Below are 18690 nucleotides of genomic sequence, written 5' to 3' on the forward strand. Positions count from 1 at the left end.
ATAGACAGGTGCTTCGACCTCCAGCGGCACGTCCTGCTCCTTCCAAACTGGCTCCAGCAGCAGGGTATGGCTAGCTGCAGCCACAGGGGCTTCCGCTGCTGCTCTGACCTTGGCTGCTCCAGCCTCCACCTCAGGAGCCCAGCAGCGTTGCTGAGCAAAAGGATACGTAGGCAAACTGATTCTTTTCGGCCGCACATCGTAATATAGTAATTTCCAATCGATATAGAAGCCTTTGGCCCATAGCTCTGCCAACTTGTTCATCTCACGATTTAAGATCCATTTGCTCACTAACTCCTTGAACACTTCTTCCTGCTCAAACCATTGCACTGGATCTTGCTGATTATGTTCTGCCCGCCAGCAATTCTCGATATGTTCTTGTCCATTCGCGAACGATTCCAGTTTTTGCACCAGTTCGCTCGTATTCTTGACGATAAACGCTACCCGACATTTCATTGCCATTCGTCCTGTTTGAAGCGTAAAAGATACATCCGACAAATCTACTTCTTGAGAAGCTGTCAAGAAAGCCGAGAGGTCCCCAGCATATGCCTTAAGGCGCTGATCATTTTTGGCAGACAAAGGAATAAGATATGCATCGTTCATCAAACTGGATTTAGAGCCTTCCGGTTTCTCATGGGCTATAAATTGTTCGAAAATGGCATGAGCATTCGTCCCCCCTATGCCAAAGGAGCTTAACGCCGCCCGATGGGGAGCCGAAGCATGTTCCCATTTCCGCAGTTTATCAACGACATAAAAAGGCGATTCAGACAAATGGATATCGGTATTGGGTTTATCGTAATTAAGCGTAGGAGGAATCTCATTATGGTATAAGCTTAAAGCGACTTTAATGCACCCCGCCAAACCTGCTGCAGTGTCCAAATGTCCGATATTGGTTTTGACCGATCCAATACCACAAAATTGTTTTTTGTCCGTGTACTGCCTGAATGTATCATTCAGGGCAGCAAATTCAACCGGATCGCCCAATTTGGTTCCGGTTCCGTGTGTCTCAATATAACTGATCGTTTCAGGATGAATTCCAGTTGATTCGATCGTCTTCTGAATAACTTCAGACTGACCCTTAACACTTGGAGCATAAAACCCCAGTTTGTCAGTCCCATCGTTATTCACGCTAACCCCTCGTAAAATTGTATAAATATGGTCACCGTCTCTAACGGCATCCAGCGTTTTTTTCAGCAGAACAACTCCAACCCCTTCTCCGCCAATCATTCCGTCTGCCGAATCATCAAAAGCTCTAATATGACCATCACTAGAAAAGTTCAAGCCAGGCTGATATACATAGCCTAAGCTGTTGAAAGGAAAGATTGTTGACGCTCCAACTAACGCGTATTTTGATTCACCAGATAGCAGGCTCTGCGAAGCTAGACGCAGTCCGACTAACGAGGAAGAACAGTTCGAGTGCACAAATAGACTGGGACCCTTAAATCCCAATTTATGAGAGATCATAGTAGGAATGGTCCCGCCCTGTGCCAAAATCCAGGTTACATATTCATCGGCATTTCTCAGGACATTAGGCGACTGCGATGCCAAATTAGGAATAAATGCTTGATAAAAGCTACTGCTCGCCGACATATACACACTGGTTTCAGGAATTTCTTTAGAAACATAACCAGCATCTTCAACAGCCTTCCATGCATGCTGTAGCAGCAATTTCATCTGAGGGTCCATAAATTCAGCATTTTTTTGGGACAAGTTAAAAAACTCAGGGTCGAAATACTCTTTCCCCTCAATCGTACATTGTCCAGGCACATAGTTTGGATGCTCGATAATCTCTCTCTCCAACCCTAATTGAGCTAGTTCCTCTTCGGAAAAGTAGCGGACACTTTCCACCCCTGCCCTCAGATTGCTCCAAAACTCAACGTGGTTTTTTGCACCCGGGAAATGGGATGAAATTCCTATGATTGCAATGCTATCCTCATAATAATCAGGGTAGGCTGGTTTATGTTCATCTTCCTTCGAGTCTATTCTCTGTGAAATGGTGTTTTCAGCGGTATCTGTTTGTTCTGCTGCAAAAGCTGGGGCTTCGCCATTTACTTTCGTAATATAGGCACTAAGCTCCTTAATCGTTGGATACTTGAACAGGGCTGTCACCGAAATATCGCATTCCAGCTTGTCCTTGATCTTGCTAACCATCTCTGCGGCTGTAAAAGAATTTCCACCCACGTCGAAAAAGGCATCATCTGTACTTAGATGATCGACATCCAAAAGCTTTTTCCATATTGTTAAAACTTGATGTTCAACATCTGATTGCGGCAAATGGATTTTTCTTGTTGCTGTAGCGAGTTCGACCCTGCGGCTCCTTAATTCCTTCCGGTCTATTTTTCCATTCGGGGTCAATGGAAGCTTGTCCAGTTCGATAAAGAATGCTGGAATCATATAATAAGGCAAGAGTGTTTTTAAATATTTTCGCACTTCATTTGGGTCAAGTGAGGAATTCCCGAACTCGGAGTCGTTCCGCAAATAGTAGGCAACAAGTTGCTTATCCCCTCCTTGTTCCTTGACAACCACGACACATTCATCAATTCCTGGATATGTTCTGACCTGACCTTCAACTTCACTCAGCTCAATCCGAAACCCGCGAATTTTCACTTGATAATCCATCCGACCCAAATACTCAATAGAGCCGTCAGAAAGCCACTTGCATAAATCTCCAGTTCTATAGAGCTTAGTTCCGGGCTTGAATGGATTGTCAATAAACTTTTCATCCGTAAGCACCGGCAGATTTAAATAGCCTCTGGCCAAGCCACTACCCGAAATGAAAAGCTCACCCGGAAACCCAGCAGGCACAGGTCTAAGATGCTGATCCAAAATATAAATCTGGGTGTTAGCAATAGGCTTACCGATCGAAGTCGGCTTGTCGGCAGTAATCGGCTGAATTGTAGACCAAATCGTCGTCTCAGTCGGACCGAACATATTCCATGCCTCACCGTTGTTATGCACAAAATAAGATTTCAATGTTTCCGAAAGTGCTTCTCCGCCACAGAGGATTTTCATATTTTCTTCATTCTTCCAGCCAGCTTGAAACAGCATCGTCCAAGTCACAGGAGTAGCCTGCATCATTGTCGGTTTTATTGTTTGAATCTCCTGCTTGAGTCTTTCAACATCCTTGGCTTTTTCAGAACTGCAAACATAACATTGAGCGCCTTTAATCAAGGGCAGATATAATTCTAGTCCCGCGATATCAAAGCAATACGTTGTCACAGCAAGCAGTTTATCCTGCTCTATTATGCCTGGCTTTTCTCCCATGGAAAGAAGAAAGTTGGTCAACGCTTTGTGCGGGATCATGACACCTTTAGGTTTCCCTGTACTTCCAGAGGTATATATCACATATGCCAAATGGCTAAGCTGTACTTGCCGTTTGAGTGTCTTTCTTCCCTTTACACTGCTTTCCAGTTGATCCCAATCGTTATCAAGAACAATGCAGTTCACATGACTCCCTGCCAGCCGAGACACTGTGTCCAATAATTCCGATTGCGTAATGACAAGGGATGCATTGGAATCCTGAAGCATATACTCCAATCGATCCTCCGGATAGTCCGGATCAAGCGGCACATAGGCTCCTCCTGCCAGAAGGATTCCCAACAGCCCAATGACCATCTCTAAAGACCGTTCCATGAAAATTCCTACCAGCGTATCAGGAATCACGCCCTGATTTTGTAAATGTAGGGCGAGCAAAGTGCTCTTTTCTTTTAATTCCCGATAGGTAAGAGATTGCTCTTCATACACGACTGCAATAGCGTCAGGCGTTTTCCTTGCCTGTTTTATGAATAATTCAGGGAAGCATTTATCTGGATAACTTATTTCAGTCGCATTCCAGTCATAAAGGATGCTGTTCTTTTCCTCTTGCAATAGTAATGAGCAATCCTGCAGGGCCCCTGCAGGATTACTCATTAGTGCTTCCGCTAATCCGATGTAACGCTCAGCCATCTGTACGATGGTTGCTTCATCGAACAAACCGGAACGATATTTGATATTTAATGTCATCTCTTCTTCCTGCTCCAGTAGCTCCAATACCAGTTCATATTCACCTTCCTGGTGAATTCCCTCTACCAACTCAACGGTAAAGCTATCGCGATACGGCACACAAAGCTGCTGCAAGCTTGAAGTTTGCAGAAAGTTTTGGTAGGAAAAAACTGTTTGGAAAACTGGCGAACTCGCCAGCAGACGCGGCACATTTAATGCTCTAACCATAGCCGGAAAAGGATAAGAAGCATGATCCATCCCATTGACTACGGTGATTTGCAATTTTTTCATAAAATCCTGGAATGTCTCTGTTTCCGACACTTGGCTGCGTATTGGAAGCATGTTAACAAAATATCCGATTAATTGGTCAAAACGCTCCTCTGGTCGTACCATAACTGGCAGGCCAACAATAATATCTTTCTGTCTCGAATACTGGTTAAGCAATATCACATACATACCTAACAAAACGGTAGACAAGCTCATATATTGTGTGCGGGCAAAAGATTTTACCCGATTGACCCAATCGACCGGAAGCCGCTTGGTGTATGTTTGTCCTTCCATGCTCGGACTCAGCAAACCTGAGCGGTTATATGGAAGCTCTAGGGTCGGTAAAGTATCCGACAGCTGTTGCTTCCAATAGGAAAAATACTTCTCCCCTTCTACACTCGCCAGCATCGTTTGTTCCCATTCCACAAAGTCGTTATAGCTCGCGGCAGGTGGTAAAATGACGGGTCTCTTTCCTTGTACCGAGTCTTTATATGCATCTAAAAAGCTTTGAATAAAAAAGACGAAAGAACTACCATCAAAAATAATATGATGGATGACCACAAGTATAAAATGTTCTTGTTCGGACCTGGACATCAGATAAACACGCATCAAAGGGTCCTGTTCCAACGCGAATGGCTGCTTTGCCTTGCTCCGAATAAAGGGAATGATTTCATCCGTTTTCAAGCTTGAAATATCCTCAACCTGTAAATTGAACGGCTGAGCAGACTCCAGCTTTTGATAAGGAGTCCCGTTTACCTCTTCAATCACACTTTTTAGAATAGGATATTGTTCTAAGACGGTGTGGAAAGCATGTTTAATGTTCTCGATCTCGACTTTCGTATTAAACCGGAGACATACTGGTATATTGTAAGCATTGATTTCAGGAGACATTTTATGTAATAACCACAGCCCTTTTTGAACTTCAGAAAGTGGATTCCATTGCAAACCGTGCCGGATTGTCTCGGTCTCGGCCTGTACAACCGGTTTATCTTTTTCAATCTTTTTGGCTAAATAAGCCGATAGTAGTTGGATTGTCGGGTATTCTAGAATTTCTCTTGCATTAACCTCAATCGGATAAGATTTTTCAATGCCTCGTATGAGCTTCATGACAAGTATGGAATCGATGCCGTAGCCGTGAATATTTTTATTCAAATCCATTGCCTCGGACTCCAAATTCAGTTCTTGATGCAAAAATTGCACCATATATTCCTGAATCTTCAGCTGTATCAACGAAACAGCGTCTACAGTAGCATCCGTTGCTCCAATACCCGAATGCGCTGTTGAGAGGGTACTCCGATATTGATAAAGCGCCCTAAGCTCTTGTTTGATGTAAGCATTACAGCAAACCTTTCTTTGGATTTTCCCGCTCCCCGTTTTGGGAATACTCCCTTTTGGCAGCAAATATATATCATAGATCTCAAGTTGATGCGTCCCAGATACAGCGTTCAGCATGTTTTCGACCAGTCGTTTATATTCCTGCTCATGAAGAGGTGCTTCAATCTCCTGTACGACGATTACTTTTTCCTGACCATTGATTTCGGTGGAAAATACAGCGATAGGCAAGGTCAGCTCCGGTATACTCTTTTGGATGGTCCATTCAATATCGACAGCATGATGATTTTTGCCGCGAATGATAATGACTTCTTTCTCTCTGCCGATGACATAGATATGATTGTCCGCAATAAAACCAAGGTCTCCTGTACGGAAAAAACCACCTTCATGTGTATTAGAAAGTACCGCCTCAAAAGTACCGTCCGTTTCTTCCTTCCTGTTTAAATAGCCCTCTGCCGTCCGATCGGATTTAATCCAAATTTCACCGATTTCCTCTGGCAGACATTGCATATGACTTTCAGGATGAACAATCCGTATTTCTGTCGGAGCTTCGATCTCCCCGCAGCTAACAACGGACTTCGAAGGGTTATTCTCATCAGTGTATTGGACTCTTCTTTGCTCCAAGCTAGCTATATCCAAATTAAGAAATCTTATCGACTGACCCGGTTTTACACTGGTAACAGGACACAACTCGGATAAGCCGAGAAGAGGACAAAATATATTTTCTTTAAGCCCTAATACCCGGAAGTTATGGACGAATTTTTCGTAACTCTCCTTCCGAATGGGTTCACCTGCACATATAATAGCTTCGAGATGGTGTAGGGAATATTCCTGTAGTGAAGCTACGTCCAAGGTGGAGCAGCAGTAATCGAATGCAAAGTTTGGCGCAGCCGTATGGGTAGCCTGATACTTGTCAATCATCTGAATCCAGTGCTCCGGATTTTTAGCAAAGCTTTCTGGCGGGAGAATAATGCTTGAGGCGCCATTCAATAGCGGTACCAAGATATTGTTTTGCAGTCCAAAAGCATGGAATTGCGGCATCCAGGAAACGATACGGCTATTTTGGTCAATTCTCCATTGCTCAGCCTTAACCTGATTCATCAAACATCTATGGCTGAGAATTACACCTTTAGGCAGAGATGTAGAGCCTGATGTGTACAGCAAAAGGGCCATATCTTCAGGTGCTGGCAATCTCATCTTTATATCTACGTGGGCCGCGCTCTTTTGAAGAATCTCATCAATATTTAGGATACGAAACGTTCTATACTCCGGTTGTGTTTGAAGATAAGCTTTGAAGGCAGTATCTGTTATGATACATACAGCCCCGGAATCCGTTTGAATAGACTTTATTTTCTCAAGCATTTTTTCATCTGGCTCTGCTGCTGTAATGGGTGTAGGGATGGCTACGATGTTTGCATAAAAACATGCCAGCATGCTGCTGATATATCCCAGACCCTGAGGAAATACAAGGAGCGCTCTTTCCTGCGCAGCCAGTTCTTTCATTAGAATGTTGCTCAAAGTTTGCACTTGCAGCAAAAGCGTTGTCCCCGTAAGAACGTGAGGACGCTCTCCTTCATTCTCAAAAGTAAACAACTCTGTTTCAGGAAATTGCCGGCAAGTTTCCATAAAAGAAACGATCGGGATATTAAAGTCTGATCTTTGATCATGTTTACGTGTCATTCATCCACCAACTCCTCAAAACACAAAATTTAAATACAGCATGAGCTAAGTGCTTATCACGATGTCTATTTTGAGCTGCTGTTTCACGCTTGAAACGTTGCCTAACGAAAGTAGCAAAGAAAAACGAGTGATGAGAAAGGCTATGCGCCCCTTTCACACTCGTTTCCAGATCCCCATGAAAAACCGTAAAAGCGCCAACAAATATAAATAAATAAGGATGTGAAAAAATTATTATTTTCCAAACAGGTTGATGATTCGTTCTTTAACCTCGGCTTGATGAAAGGTCTTCTCATGCATAATCAGCTCTTGTTCTACGATTTTGGGGAGCTTGTCCCGGAGTGGAGCAACTAGATGATCCTTTAATGTGATTAATGAAAATCTGGGTTTCTCGGCCAGCTGTCTAGCAAGATCCAATCCATAGCTCCTCACTTCTTTGCGAGGCAGAACTGGAAACGGCACTCCCCGCTTCTCCAGCTCTGCGCCTCGGTAATTCCCTCCATTTAACAATAATTCTTCTCCCAGGCTGAACCCTAGTTTTTGAGGAATAATGAACGTCGCGCCCATTCCTGGTGTGAATCCATATCTCATAAAATTAGTCGTATACATACTTTCCTTACTCAGGATTACGAAATCAGAAAATAGCCCCATGACAAAGCCCCCACCAACCGCATGGCCCTGCATGGCAGCTATCACTGGAACTTTGCAGTTCAATGCCAGAGAGTAAATATTTTCATCAGTAAACTTCGATGTTCCTTCATGTATAGCCAATAGTCCTTCTTGCGTCCCACCAGTGGCAAAGTAGTTGTCATACCCTGTTAGAATTACGACTTTGCAGGTCGAGTCATTCTGGATCGTATGGAACGCTTCTCTAAGTCCATGCGTCATTTCAAGTGTAAATGTATTTTTATGAACTCTATCTTGCATTGTTACTTGAATAATCCCTCGCTCGATCTCAAGTAACTCAACCACAGATTGTGACATGATGATCTACTTCCCCCTAAGCATCCCGTCTTGTGGCAAACGCCCATCAGTCCATCCACGGAAATTGACCTGTTTCGACATATCGGAAAATGCCCTTCAGATTTTGAGCGTCTGAAAACACCTCCTGATTGGACGCCAGCGCCAGTGATTTATACTGACGCAAATCGCTAAGTTTGTCCATAAAGCGTTTGTAGCGTAAAATACCCGTTTTGGACAATCGTCTGAGGCGTAATAAATGCTTGCGCAGCACCGTATCACTCTGGGCATCATATGCATCGACTAACCCCCATGTAAGAGCCTGCTCAACCCTAATCGGCTGTGTCATTAATGTCAAATAATTCGCTTTTTGGAATCCAACTCTGCGTACTAAAAAGGGAAGAACACAAGCAGGGAAAAGCCCAAATAACAATTCCGACAGACTGAACTGTGCTGTCTGATCTGCTATCACAATATCGCTGGCAGCAATAAATCCAATGCCGCCAGCGTTTGCCTTTCCTCGCACATGAGAAATCGTGATATAGGGACCTGTCGCCAGTTTTAACCACAGATCATATAGAGGTTCTGGATTCTGTACATGCTCATGTTCATTTTCCATTTTTTCGTACATTCCTTGAAAATCCGCTCCAAGACAGAACACCTCCGGTAGACCTTCCAAAACAACGATCGTAACCGACTCCTCACACAGTGCAAGCACATGCATGCATTCCTCAATGAGGGTATTATTTATCGTGTTATTTGCCTCTGGTCGGTAAAACCGTAAGTAACAAATCGATTCTTGAAACCGAACCTGAATCGTTTGATAATTCATGATTCCCACCGATATTTGCGGTGAAATTCATAGATTTCCTCTAGATATAATCGTTGTCTCCCTTTCCCGGAATCGATCACTCCAGGAACCAATTGAAAATCAAGTTTGGTATTGCGGGTTCCAAAACGTACAGCGCCACTGCCTTTCAGCAAGGATTCATATTCATCCATGGATAATTGGTAGCGGTCATCCAAATTACGTTCGATCTCAAAACGACGTAGATATTCCTGGCTTTGCGGCATGACCACCCCGCTATAAAATTCCGAGCAGCAGCCTGATCCATAGGAAAAGCAGCCAATCCGCTTCGGAGAATCAAATGTCCCCTTATCAATCGTACCTGCCAAGGACAGATACAAGGTCGCTCCCATAATATTGCCGACTCGTTGACAATACTCCAATCCGGGCTTTACACGTTGTATATAATCTGCCTCAATCTCATTTGGTTTGGCCTGAGTCATCCGTCGCATCATTGTTCGATGTGCTCCTTTTACCATTCCACCAAATGGGGTATGGAAGGAAAGATACTGGAAGGTATCTTTATAGTCCACTCCTTGTACCCGTTTCTGATATTCCAAAAACGCTTGCTCGCAGCAGTCCAGATAGGACATTAAAGACAAGTCTGCATCTCCGGCCTCGCTATCTGGTATCGGCCGACAAGTATCCATTACCTCATAGCCATAATATCCATTAGCACCCGCATCGACTTGGAATATATGAGGGTTTTCACTAATGAGCATGGCCACAGCTCCTGCCCCTCCGCTTGGTTCGGCGTAAGACCAATCCTCACTCAAAACATCCCCGCCTTCAGCAGCAATAAATCGTGAGATATCACTAGCAATAACAAGTGCCTTGGCGCCTGGCGAGACCTGGGATAAAATAAAATTCACCGCCATTTGGAATCCGGCAGTACCTGAATAGCAGGCTTGCTTGAGTTCAAATAGCCTACAATTTCGGTTGAGTCCCAAATAGTGGTGAATGTATGTACTGATTGATTTTCCAAAATCAATCCCTGATTCTGTACAGGTTATAAGCATTTCGATACGGTTTTTTTCCGCTTCAGAGAGAGCGTCTACCAACGGTTTTGCCGCATTGACTCCGAAGGTAACCGGATCTTCATAGGGCAGGGCAACTGCCTTTTCTTTCATTAATAAATTTTCAAATCTCGCAGGGTCCAACTGCCTGTGCTGTGCTAATTGCATGACATCCAGATAGGCTGAGCCCCCAAACACGTTCATCGCCTCAATTCCTACCAATACCATAATGCTCCCCCTTTCTTAAATACCCGACTCATATTTTTGCATACAAATGGCCGTATTGATTCCGCCAAACCCCATGCTCAGATTTATCGTATTGTGAATAACTGCTGGAATAGGCTCATTTTTCACCCAGTTGCAATTCACTCCGATAGGCCCCTCCAAATTACGCGTAGGATGAAGTCTCGACTCCTTCATCTGTAAAAGAGTAGCAATAATTTCAACCGTCCCGGCTGCACTCAGGCCATGGCCGATAATGGATTTGGTTGCGTTGATATAAGCGTGTGATAGATTACAATCCTGTATTGCTTTTATTTCGATCTCATCGCCAACTACTGAGCCTGTCCCATGAGGATTAATATAATCAATTTTTTCCGGCGACAGCTTTGCCTTCTCCAAGGCCCTTTTAATCACTCGAACCTCGCCTTCATAAGAGGGATTGGGGTTGCGGTTCCGATCCATCCCCATGTCCCAGCCTGTAAGCTTTGCATAGGACTTCCCCTGACGCTTCATTGCAAAATCCGAGCGCTCTATGACGATAACTCCGCAGGATTCCCCATATATGAACCCGTCGCGCATCTGGTCAAAGGGGCGACATGCCATAGCTGGTTCATCAGCATATCGGTCGCTTCCCATCGCTCCCAAGGACCGCAGTGCCTGGCATTCCAAATACGAAATATCCATCAACGCCCCCATCGCAATACACACATCGACCCGATTCGCTTGAATCGCCTCCATCGCTTGAATGATGGCGACTTGTCCACTCGCGGAAGCCCCTCCGATAGTATATGCTAACCCTTGGATGCCGAATTGCTCGGTACATAGTCCACACAAATCAGTATCCATAAAGGAAAGCCCATAGGTCGGAGGTACAAAATACATTTTTTCACGATAAGTTTCATAGGTTTGGTATAATTCCCGTTGCTGAAAATTGGAGCCTCCAATCACCAGTCCAATCCGGCTTGGGTCGACGTGATCCAACTGAGCATCATCCCAGGCCTCTTGAAGGGTAACCATTGCCACCTGCCCCGATAATGATGCGGTTCGCAACAATCGTTTGGAAATGGCCTCCGGATAAGACAGAGAAGGCAGCTCCGCACCTATAAATGATGCTTCCCCTTTTCTGCCTGGACGTTGCATCACTCCAAATGCATGTTGCCCTTTGAACAGCGCCGAAGCAAAGGCAGTCTTCCCTTGGCCAATCGACGAAGTAACACCAACTCCCGTAATAACCAACTCAGGCTCTTTATAATTTGGCATAGAGCGCATCCGTCAATTCTCCTACATTTTTCACGCCAGATAACTCAACGCGAGGAATATTAAGAGATAGTGCTTCCATTGTTTTCATTACAATATCGGCTCGATCTACCGAATCTGCACCCAAATCCACCAAACGATCCTCATAATGGAACGGGTGGTCCTTTAACTCCGGAAGCACCTCGCAAATACAACGTTTAACGATTTCAAATACTTCTTCTTTATGCATGTTTACCCTCCCAAAATTGAATTATTTACAGATAGCTTTGATGAAAAAGCGGATTAAATGGCTCACATATTCGAGACATGTTCATACTCCATTCCGTCTTTCTCGGCGCTACAATAGTAAAGATGTAGTTACCCAACTGATATGACTGGGCAGCATATTGTGGAAAATGCGAAAATGTACTCCGGAAGCATCCACCTTGAAGTCTGATCTCGTTAATTTCAAGCACTTGCGATGATGCTGTAAAGCCAGTGCGCAATATTTTCGAAATCGCCTCCTTTACCGTCCAAGAAACCGTCACTAAAACAGAGTACTCCTCTATTCCTCGGACAGCTGCGATCCTTTCCCTTTCCTCCATCGTCAGTAGGCTTTCCATAGTCTTAATTCGACCGGGATTGATCTTCTCAATATCAATGCCCATAGGATGTGCTTCTGGAAAAACAACAGCGGTCCCAATATTATCACAGTGGGCAATGCTCACTTGGTAGCCGGGGGCAGCGGTAGCTCGAAGCAAGGGCTGGCCAAAAACACCTGTCTCCACGCTTATGTTGCGCAGGTTCGGCTCGCTTAACAGCACCGATGCTGCTTGTTTTGCACTTAGCCTGCCGAGCATAAAGTTGGCTTTTCGACGCTGGAATAGCAGGCTCTCGAAGTAGCTACACTCTTCTGGATGAAACATCTCCGAATCGAGAGAAGCGCCGGCATGGCAAACTGCATGCACAATACTGACAGCTGCCTTCATCACAGTCTCTTCCCGCTTCAACATGAGCTGTTCCGTATACAAGACCACGTGCATGTCCTCCTATAAGTAGACAGCTTCTTACCAAAATGGAATCAAACGCTCAAACCAAAAAAAAACCTTCAATTCCCTTTAAGGGCTCTGAAAGCTTCCACTTGGAGAAGAATATCCCCAAAGATTGTTCTATTTAAACTTTACTGATAATTTCTAAAGCTACGTTCACTAGTCTGATATCACCCATAAATTCTAACTGAATAACTGCCTGTCTTTTATGTCTGTCTATCTTTTTTACTATGCTGCTTCTTCCTTTAAGCGGTCCATCTATGATACATATCTTGTCTCCTTCAATAATTCCAATTGAGGATTCTATACAATATCTATCATTGCATAAACTCTCTAAAACTTGTCTCTCGCAATTTCGCATGGAAGCTTCTAACTTCGAATATCTCAATAAACGAATGATATCACTGGAAGTGTAAATCATTGAATTTGTACTTGTTACGAACTGCAAGTCAGGTAAGTTCGACTCAATAAATACATAACTGGGGAACAAAGGTGCTAATTCTTTCTTGACTGTTCCTGCTACTTTAAATAGCCTCTCTTGGAGCGGTATAAATGGTTTGTAATCTTCAGAATCAAACCACTTATTAAATAGTTGTTTAACTCTTTCTTCCCTGCCCGTTCGTACAAAAAGTACGTACCAATTCACTTCGCTCATCTCCTAACAAAACATACTGCAACTCCTATTATGTCTGCTGCCAGTATATAACATAGCTTCGCCCTTTCACTTATCCTGCTTGATAAGCTACATTCTCTCACGCTATATCCCTCATTAGTGGTTAACGTGACCCGCCAGCGATTAACCGTAACAAGTTCCTTTATTTTTCATATAATCATATAATTGGAATAATATAATTCCATTATAATCCTCTGCTCAAACCGTGTCAATTGCCATTTTGGCAACAACGAAGTCTATCTTTTGGGGATGAAGAGCCTTTTCACCCTTTAAAACTCACCACTTTTACCCGCTCATTTGAAATTGAATAGACCTATTTGGTTGGGACGCATTCTGAAATTAACAAACGTCTCCATACTCGTAAATTGAAAATAAATATTTTCATCCATAAGGTGACTGAGTGGGAAACCAGGTGCTTTCCCATATGAATGAGCAGGATAAATTTGAACGGAGCTATCAACCTTTCGCTTTATTTTTTGAATGCTATTATATAAGTCTTTCGGATCGCCTCCATTCGGATCACAAAAGCCACATCCTTCAATAAAAACAGTATCTCCTGTAAATAAGTGATTTGATAAATGATAGCATACACTTCCCACCGTATGTCCTGGGGTCATAAGACTTATAATTTCCGTATCTCCAAGCTTGATAAGGTCCCTGTCTTTAATAGGATGTAAATTTTTACATCTAAAGTGGTAAAAATCGATTTCTTGTATGGACATGAATACGTGGGGGTTGTACTTTTCCAGAAGCGGATTTACCAGATTAACATGATCTAAATGTGAATGGGTTAACAGTATGGCTTTGAGATTACCATTCAACCGATGAAGATATGACTCTATTTTCAATAAATCCCATGACGGATCGACAATAGCAATGTCGCCTGTATTCTTATCCATTACAATATATACATAGTTAATGAAATTCATAAAACGGACTCTTAACTGTTCCATATGGTACGTCAGACTCATATCAGCTTCACTGAACCCACCTTCCCATGACCCACTCCAAATTTGTACGTAAAATTTACTGTTCAAATGCGCTGAATTGATCTGCATCACTTATGCTGCAGTCTTTGCTAAGAGTTCCTGAATAACAAGCATTTTTGCCCTTTTCGGAATACTTCTTGCCTCTAAAGTCTTTTGTCGAAAGTTGCTGTATCAATGATTATAGCAACTTATGCAATAGAAAGGCCTCGGCCCTCTGTTACAAGATTTTGCTTTTATAGACTTGTCTGAGCGCTATTTTCTGAATTTAAAAACATATAAACACCATTAGACTGTCTCCATCTGTTCCCGCTCCGCACTACGAATTAACAGGACATGGTTATGCAGACAAATTCGTGATAATATCTATGTCGCAGTAAGTAGATATGAATTAATTGTTTGGAGGGATAAGTTTGACTAAAATTCACCAGAAGTTGACGGAATTAATTGGAAATACTCCTTTGTTAGCACTGTTAAACTACAGCCAAATCCAAAATATTGAGGCACACGTAGTAGCAAAGTTGGAATATTTAAATCCGGCCGGGAGCGTTAAGGACCGAATTGGATATGCTATGATTAAAGACGCTGAGGAGAAAGGCTTAATCAATAAAGACTCCATTATTATCGAGCCGACAAGTGGCAATACTGGGATCGGACTTGCATTTGCAGCTGCGGCTCTTGGATATAAACTTATAATTACACTTCCTGAAACATTTAGTATCGAACGTCGCAAGCTTTTGACTGCGTTTGGTGCTGAGCTTGTGTTAACACCGGGATCCGAGGGGATGAGAGGCGCTATCAAGCGTGCTGAGCTCTTGGCTGCCGAAACACCAAACTCTTTCATACCACAGCAATTCAGCAATCCTGCCAATCCAGAAATTCATCGCAAAACTACAGCAGAGGAAATCTGGCAGGATACAGACGGCAGTGTAGATATTTTTATCGCGGGCGTAGGTACAGGTGGAACGATTTCGGGTGTTGGACAAGTATTGAAGGAACGAAAACCTTCTGTAAAAGTGATAGCCGTCGAACCGTTCGATTCACCCGTGCTGTCTGGCGGTACTCCAGGGCCACATCAACTACAAGGACTCGGTGCTGGTTTTATTCCAAATAACTTTAATGATGAATATGTGGATGAGGTTTTCAAAGTTAAAAACGAAGATGCGTATGAAACTGCACGCCTGCTTGCCAAAACAGAAGGATTGCTTGTTGGTATTTCTTCGGGGGCTGCGGTTTATGCAGCAACACAAATTGCGAAGCTTCCGGAAAACAGAGGCAAGACGATCGTCGTTATATTGCCTGATACAGGTGAGCGTTATTTGTCCACTCCGCTTTTCTCAGACGTAGAATTATAAAACGCCGAAGGCAGGAACCCCCCTGCCTCTTTTGTTATGTTTCCAGGCACGACAAGCAAGAGCCATAGAACGAATTGATTCCTTTTTTTCGCTAGCGAAGTAAACGTTATCTTGGCACAGCGCGATATCGTTGGAGCTCATCAGGCTTTTTCTGTAAAAGTGGCCTCCTCCATAGTAGTCTTGTACCAATCTGTAAGCCTCGTTCATTAACTTGATGCGGGTGTTATACATCGTAACCGTTACCCTTAAGTTCCCCTCCTCTATATGTAGCCTCTAAACTCCAGATCATTCGAGGTTTAATATCGTAAAATGCCTATTTTCAGATGAGGAAATGTAATGATCTTTTGGTCACCATCCCAGCCTTCTATGATTACAATATAGAGCGTACCCATCTTCGCTCAGCAGAATCATTGTAGAGTATTCATATTAGCGTTCAATATCAGGCAACAAAGCGGTCAACTTCTTAGTTACCTGGCGTTTCCGTTTTGCAGAAGTTTACGACAGCGCACGTGAAGCCAGGGGAAGATTATGGGGGCGATATTCCTGAGCCAGTAGGATAAGAGAAGAACAGCAGTACATTTAATGTGTATATCCCTAAATGCCTTCGTCATCCATTGCTAAAAGGGGCTACCTAAAATTATCCCTTGAACCAACATTGCCTTTACAAATTGAGCAAATGAGGGATTTACAATAAAATCGGCCCCCCGATTAACTCAGCCTAAACAGACGCATCGCAGTTTCAGCCAACCCCAATAGCGGTCATTCACCGCATTGGTGCCAAGATACCAAAGGCTGATAATGCTGTGTGTTCCAAAAAACAGTTTTTCAATAAAGTTTACAATCGCAGCACATTAGATACATTTAAACTTTCAGGAAATTATCCAAGTAGGAGGAAATAACCATGGCATTTGAAGGTTATGGAGAAGACAAACAAGAACAATGGTTTCACTGGCCGTTCCCCTTGTCGGTATCAATACTGTATGTGGATGCGGATGTAGATGAAGCAGAAACGAAATGGTACCTCATTGACGAACAAGAAAAACACCTGATCAGAATTAGGGATGAAAAGCAAATTGAACTGCTTCATCATTGCATGTATGGAGTCTTGTTAAATGACGAAAAGATCAACTGGATTATTGATAAAAATGGCGGTCGATTTACCTATCACGATAGTGTGCAAGATTTTATCAACTTCCAGAAAGAATACCTTGATTCACTATAAGAGGCGTGAACAGTAAAAGCCCTACTGACCAATTAAGGTTAGCAGAGCTTTCCCATATAATATTTGCCCAAGCCCTTTCTCTGAAATCGCTCATCGATTAGAAACCGATCGAACCAGATACGTTTATTATAAAGGCACTTCTCAAAACAGAAAAACACCCTACCAGTTCGGCTAGTAGGGTGTTACACGTTTTTTAGGAGCTGATATCAAAAAATTAAACCCACATTGCTCTAGTGATTATAACCAACAAAATAAAGAGCACTAAAATCGCTCCTGTAGAAGTCCACATACCACCAACCGGAGTTGGAGTTGTGTTGTCACATCCACACATAGCTTAAACCTCCTTTACTTGTTGTGCACCTTAATATATGTATCCATTCGTATTGTGGCAGGGCATTCAAGAAAGCAAAACGAAGGCTCACACCAGATAAACCAGCAGAGCCCCAAAGTTTTATTTAAGGATTAATGTTAAGATAATTACCAACAATACAAACAGTGCCAGAATAACAGTTATCAACGTCCAAACTTTCCTGGCAGCCTTCCCGGAACCTCTTCCAATTTCCCTCACACGTTACGCCTCCTTATTTACTCATAGGTTATGCGAGGAATTGTTTAGGGAATGGATTTATGGGTAAACAAAAACACACCCACAGCAAGTTAAGCTAAATTGAAACTCCCATCCAAATTGCTTTCTAAGCGTCAGCACCTTAAAACAAGAAAAGACGAGCCAGTTGAAGCTCGCCATTATTACAATTAGTTTTAAATTGTTTGACCCAATACACTGTACTCATAAGAGTCGAATCTTCAGCAGCCTGTGGTTAATATCGACACTCTTTTTCATCTCCAGTATTTCCACTGTACCTATGGGCATGAGGAATGCTACCGTTTACTGTTGTATACCCTTCAAAATGATGGTAATGCCCACCGCATGCCAAGTGAATGGCTGGTCCCGTAGTTCCTCTAATTAAATGCGTATGTTGATCGTTAAATGATGTTTCTGCATAATAATTATGAACATGCGGAACACCACTTGGAGCTGGTTCTGTTACTCCAGCGTAATGGTGGCAGTGTCCCACATCAAATGATGTATTCCCTTTAAAAGGATGTACGTGAACATTAACTGGTCTACCGTCCCACGAACTAATAAAAAGCTTATGCGAATGGTTAGAATCAGAATCACCGGAATGAACAACAAAACCCGTTATTGGTATTTCCATCAATAGCCACCTCCTTTATCAATTTCCATATACTATGAAAGAGATAGTGTAAATGTTCAAAAGGCTATTTGTGTTGAGTTGGTTTCCACATTCGGGTGGAAAGCTAACAGGCTGTCGGAGCGTATGTATGTTCTCTCTCCTTGCTGTACTTCTCCATTCACCTGTGTAAAATAAGAACGCTAAAAACGGCTTGTATTTGTCATTTAAGGCAAAAGAAAAAGCACCGCAAAGGGTGTTTTCATTAAAATCCGGAAATTTAATGCACAGTCAAAATAATAGTATAAGCATCTGGTTTAGCCGTTAAAGTTGTCAGGGATCTATACTCTATTTGATACATATCCCATCTCTCCTAAAGAACAACCTTGGCAATTCTTTGGCTGTTTTGGTGGTCCTTTAATTTATAGCAAAATGCCTTGAGAAGGAAGCCATTCGAGCTTTGCTTGTAAAACTGGATGATCCGTATTGAATTTTTGTCGCATAATTGAAGCTACCTAATTCGAATATGGAAATCCACCCCATTAGCTGTTTCTCTATAAGAAAGGTAGCTTTTTTATGCTTAATAGGATTTTTGATGAAAGACCCTATAAAACGCTGGAATGAAAAACCGTTTGAACGAGTTAGACGTCTTAATTTATAGAGTATGATGGAGAGGA

General features: G+C 42.9%; 14 protein-coding genes. 2 read left to right on the plus strand and 12 right to left on the minus strand.

Features of this window, described 5'->3' with window-relative positions; translation table 11 throughout:
* The 9 genes from AC5V8P_RS11720 to AC5V8P_RS11760 all read right to left on the minus strand — a co-directional run.
* A partial coding sequence (locus AC5V8P_RS11720; RefSeq protein ID WP_495473642.1) for an amino acid adenylation domain-containing protein occupies nt 1-7257 on the minus strand: 7257 nt, incomplete at its 3' end.
* A gap of 231 nt (nt 7258-7488) precedes the next feature.
* On the minus strand, nt 7489-8238 hold the full coding sequence (locus tag AC5V8P_RS11725) for a polyketide synthase (RefSeq protein ID WP_063210231.1): 750 nt from the start codon (nt 8236-8238) through the stop codon (nt 7489-7491).
* A gap of 46 nt (nt 8239-8284) precedes the next feature.
* The gene (locus AC5V8P_RS11730) at nt 8285-9046 is read right to left on the minus strand and encodes an enoyl-CoA hydratase/isomerase (protein WP_063210229.1); all 762 of its coding nucleotides are present in this window, start codon (nt 9044-9046) and stop codon (nt 8285-8287) included.
* Complete coding sequence (locus tag AC5V8P_RS11735) at nt 9043-10305, minus strand: hydroxymethylglutaryl-CoA synthase family protein (protein WP_064796094.1); 1263 nt, start codon at nt 10303-10305, stop codon at nt 9043-9045. Before AC5V8P_RS11735 ends, AC5V8P_RS11730 begins: the two co-directional genes overlap by 4 nt.
* 15 nt (nt 10306-10320) lie before the next feature.
* Nucleotides 10321-11568: a beta-ketoacyl synthase N-terminal-like domain-containing protein gene (locus AC5V8P_RS11740; RefSeq protein WP_063210225.1), complete on the minus strand. Its 1248-nt coding sequence runs from the start codon at nt 11566-11568 to the stop codon at nt 10321-10323.
* Nucleotides 11546-11785 carry an acyl carrier protein gene (locus tag AC5V8P_RS11745; RefSeq protein WP_063210223.1) on the minus strand — a complete coding sequence of 80 codons (240 nt, stop codon included), beginning with the start codon at nt 11783-11785 and terminating at the stop codon, nt 11546-11548. The genes AC5V8P_RS11740 and AC5V8P_RS11745 overlap by 23 nt, the downstream gene beginning before the upstream one ends.
* Nucleotides 11786-11810: 25 nt before the next feature.
* Nucleotides 11811-12572: a 4'-phosphopantetheinyl transferase family protein gene (locus AC5V8P_RS11750; protein WP_064796093.1), complete on the minus strand. Its 762-nt coding sequence runs from the start codon at nt 12570-12572 to the stop codon at nt 11811-11813.
* A 136-nt stretch (nt 12573-12708) separates the two neighbouring features.
* Nucleotides 12709-13230 (minus strand): antiterminator LoaP, encoded by a 522-nt coding sequence (gene loaP, locus AC5V8P_RS11755; protein WP_063210219.1) that lies wholly within the window; start codon nt 13228-13230, stop codon nt 12709-12711.
* A gap of 320 nt (nt 13231-13550) precedes the next feature.
* Entirely contained in the window at nt 13551-14210 is a 660-nt protein-coding gene (locus AC5V8P_RS11760; RefSeq protein WP_231116779.1) for an MBL fold metallo-hydrolase, read from the minus strand.
* Between the two features lie 446 nt (nt 14211-14656).
* On the opposite strand from AC5V8P_RS11760, the gene cysK reads away from it, so the two are divergent.
* The gene (cysK, locus tag AC5V8P_RS11765; RefSeq protein ID WP_063210218.1) at nt 14657-15598 is read left to right on the plus strand and encodes a cysteine synthase A; all 942 of its coding nucleotides are present in this window, start codon (nt 14657-14659) and stop codon (nt 15596-15598) included.
* A 901-nt stretch (nt 15599-16499) separates the two neighbouring features.
* Nucleotides 16500-16820 carry a hypothetical protein gene (locus tag AC5V8P_RS11770; protein WP_064796092.1) on the plus strand — a complete coding sequence of 107 codons (321 nt, stop codon included), beginning with the start codon at nt 16500-16502 and terminating at the stop codon, nt 16818-16820.
* A 214-nt stretch (nt 16821-17034) separates the two neighbouring features.
* Here the strand turns inward: AC5V8P_RS11770 and AC5V8P_RS11775 are convergent, their stop codons facing one another.
* The 3 genes from AC5V8P_RS11775 to AC5V8P_RS11785 form a co-directional block, all read right to left on the minus strand.
* The gene (locus tag AC5V8P_RS11775) at nt 17035-17109 is read right to left on the minus strand and encodes a YjcZ family sporulation protein (RefSeq protein ID WP_231116782.1); all 75 of its coding nucleotides are present in this window, start codon (nt 17107-17109) and stop codon (nt 17035-17037) included.
* A 529-nt stretch (nt 17110-17638) separates the two neighbouring features.
* On the minus strand, nt 17639-18037 hold the full coding sequence (locus AC5V8P_RS11780) for a YmaF family protein (protein ID WP_064796091.1): 399 nt from the start codon (nt 18035-18037) through the stop codon (nt 17639-17641).
* 393 nt (nt 18038-18430) lie between these two features.
* The coding region (locus AC5V8P_RS11785; protein ID WP_495473643.1) for a hypothetical protein at nt 18431-18690 on the minus strand (260 nt) is incomplete at its 5' end.

This window comes from Paenibacillus sp. N119s, from assembly GCF_059447605.1.

Coding starts and splice junctions, on each gene's coding strand:
- AC5V8P_RS11740 (WP_063210225.1), bottom strand. CDS start 11,568: ATGCGCTCTATGCCAAATTATAAAGAGCCTGAGTTGGTTATTACGGGA.
- AC5V8P_RS11735 (WP_064796094.1), bottom strand. CDS start 10,305: ATGGTATTGGTAGGAATTGAGGCGATGAACGTGTTTGGGGGCTCAGCC.
- AC5V8P_RS11745 (WP_063210223.1), bottom strand. CDS start 11,785: ATGCATAAAGAAGAAGTATTTGAAATCGTTAAACGTTGTATTTGCGAG.
- AC5V8P_RS11725 (WP_063210231.1), bottom strand. CDS start 8,238: ATGTCACAATCTGTGGTTGAGTTACTTGAGATCGAGCGAGGGATTATT.
- AC5V8P_RS11780 (WP_064796091.1), bottom strand. CDS start 18,037: ATGGAAATACCAATAACGGGTTTTGTTGTTCATTCCGGTGATTCTGAT.
- AC5V8P_RS11760 (WP_231116779.1), bottom strand. CDS start 14,210: ATGGAACAGTTAAGAGTCCGTTTTATGAATTTCATTAACTATGTATAT.
- AC5V8P_RS11730 (WP_063210229.1), bottom strand. CDS start 9,046: ATGAATTATCAAACGATTCAGGTTCGGTTTCAAGAATCGATTTGTTAC.
- AC5V8P_RS11770 (WP_064796092.1), top strand. CDS start 16,500: ATGGCATTTGAAGGTTATGGAGAAGACAAACAAGAACAATGGTTTCAC.